Below are 2,493 nucleotides of genomic sequence, written 5' to 3'. Positions count from 1 at the left end.
GGCCTGTTCCGCTATTCGCCGATATCGACGACGTCGAGCGGCGGCTGGCTGAAACCGGCTATCTGGTCGATACTGCCACCGCCACTGCGGTTTTCCTCGCCGACCGGCTCGGCAAGCCGCTGCTGGTGGAAGGACCCGCCGGTGTCGGCAAGACCGAACTGGCCCGCGCCGTCGCGCAGGCCACCGAATCCGGTTTGGTTCGCCTGCAGTGCTACGAAGGCGTCGACGAGGCCCGCGCGCTCTATGAGTGGAACCACGCGAAGCAAATACTTCGTATTCAATCCGGCAACACTGCCGGACAAGGGGACTGGGACCAGACCAAGATGGACGTGTTCAGCGAGGAGTTTCTGCTGTCGCGGCCCCTGCTGACCGCGATCCGGCGCACCGAGCCCACCGTGCTGCTGATCGACGAAACCGACAAGGCCGACATCGAAATCGAGGGTCTGCTGCTAGAAGTGCTCTCCGACTTCGCGGTGACGGTCCCTGAACTGGGCACCATCACCGCCGAGCGGGCGCCATTCGTGGTGCTGACTTCCAACGCCACCCGCGAGCTGTCCGAGGCGCTCAAACGACGTTGCCTGTTTTTGCACATCGACTTCCCCAACCCCGAGCTGGAACGCCGTATTCTGCTGTCCCGCGTCCCCGAACTGCCCGGACACATCGCCGACGAATTGGTGCGCATCATCGGAGTGCTACGCGGAATGCAGCTCAAGAAGCTGCCGTCGGTGGCCGAAACTATCGACTGGGGACGCACGGTGCTAGCGCTTGGCATGGACACCATCGACGACGCGACCATCGCCGCCACTCTGGGCGTGGTGCTCAAGCATCAATCCGACCACCAGCGCGCCACCGGCGAACTTCGGCTGAATTAGGGGCCCTGATGGCCGTCCGCCGCGTTCGCCCCAACCATCCGCTGGCCCCGCACGGCTTGCCGGGTCACCTGGTGGGCTTCGTCGAAGCGCTTCGCGGGCAAGGGATTTCGGTTGGACCGTCGGAGACGGTGGACGCCGGTAAAGTGATGGCGGTCCTGGGTCTCAGCGACCGCGAGGTGCTTCGCGAGGGCCTTGCATGTGCGGTGTTGCGCAGGCCCGAGCATCGTGAGACCTATGACGCGATGTTCGACCTGTGGTGGCCCGCAGCGCTGGGCGCACGTGCGGTTGTCACTGAAGAAGCCGAGGCCGATCCCGCGATCCAGCTTCCGCCTGACGACGTCGAGGCGATGCGGCAGATGCTGCTGGATCTGCTCACCGCCAACGCCGACCTCGCTGACATGGATGAGCGGCTGTTGGCGATGATCGCGCAAATCGTCGATGCCTACGGCAAATACAACTCCAGCCGCGGCCCGTCGTTCTCGTCGTATCAGGCGCTCAAGGCGATGGCACTGGACGAGCTGGAAGGCAAGCTGTTGGCTGGTCTGCTCGCTCCCTACGGCGACGAACCCACGCCAACCCAGGAGCAGATCGCCAAAGCGCTTGCTGCCCAGCGGATCACACAGTTGAGAAAGATGGTCGACGCCGAGACCAAGCGGCGGACCGCCGAGCAACTCGGCCGCGACCACGTCCAGATGTACGGAATCCCGCAGTTGGCCGAGAACGTCGAATTCCTGCGTGCCTCGGGCGAGCAGCTGCGCTCAATGCGGCGGGTGGTGCAACCATTGGCCCGCACCCTGGCCACCCGGTTGGCCGCCCGTCGGCGTCGTGCCCGCGCCGGGGCGATCGACCTGCGCAAGACGTTGCGCAAGTCGATGTCTACCGGCGGTGTGCCGATCGACTTGGTGCTGCGTAAGCCGCGTCCGGCGCGTCCAGAACTGGTGGTGTTGTGCGACGTGTCGGGGTCGGTTGCCGGTTTCAGCCACTTCACCCTGTTGTTGGTGCACGCGCTGCGCCAACAGTTTTCCCGCGTTCGGGTGTTTGCTTTCATCGACACCGCCGACGAGGTGACCCACCTGTTCGGCCCGGACGCCGACCTGGCCGTGGCGATCCAGCGGATCACCCGCGAAGCGGGTGTCTACACTCGCGACGGGCACAGTGATTACGGCAACGCGTTCGTCTCGTTTGTTCAGGCGCACCCGAACGTGCTGTCGCCGCGCAGTTCGTTGCTGGTGCTCGGCGACGGCCGCACCAACTACCGCGACCCGGCCACCGACGTGTTGGCTCACATGGTGACCGCCAGCCGGCACGCACACTGGCTCAACCCGGAGCCCAAACACCTGTGGGGCAGTGGCGACTCGGCAGTACCGCGCTACCAAGAGGTGATCACGATGCACGAATGCCGCTCTGCCAAGCAACTGGCAGCGGTGATCGACCGGCTGCTGCCCGTCTAGCCAGGCGAGCGACATCCTCGCTGCAATCGGGTGCGCGGCGCCGCTCCAGTAAGCTGGCGAACCATGCGAAAGCGGCGGTTGGGAGTGATGGGTGGGACGTTCGACCCCATCCACAACGGTCACTTGGTCGCGGCCAGCGAAGTCGCTTATCTGTTCGATCTCGACGAAGT

3 protein-coding genes are annotated in these 2,493 nt (G+C 64.9%); all 3 read left to right on the top strand.

What is annotated here, in order from left to right; genetic code table 11:
- Window positions 1-872, top strand: an 872-nt coding sequence (locus WAN71_RS06465; protein WP_422224539.1) for an AAA family ATPase, incomplete at its 5' end; no start/stop codon positions are given.
- An 8-nt stretch (window positions 873-880) separates the two neighbouring features.
- A complete protein-coding gene (locus WAN71_RS06460) occupies window positions 881-2,323 on the top strand; it encodes a vWA domain-containing protein (RefSeq protein WP_422224538.1) in 1,443 nt (480 codons plus the stop codon).
- Window positions 2,324-2,410: 87 nt separating this feature from the next.
- Window positions 2,411-2,493, top strand: an 83-nt coding sequence (locus WAN71_RS06455; RefSeq protein WP_422224540.1) for an adenylyltransferase/cytidyltransferase family protein, incomplete at its 3' end; no start/stop codon positions are given.

Source organism: Mycobacterium sp. (assembly GCF_049280035.1).
Classification (GTDB): Bacteria; Actinomycetota; Actinomycetes; order Mycobacteriales; family Mycobacteriaceae; genus Mycobacterium.
This window is presented reverse-complemented; position numbering and strand designations above follow the sequence as displayed.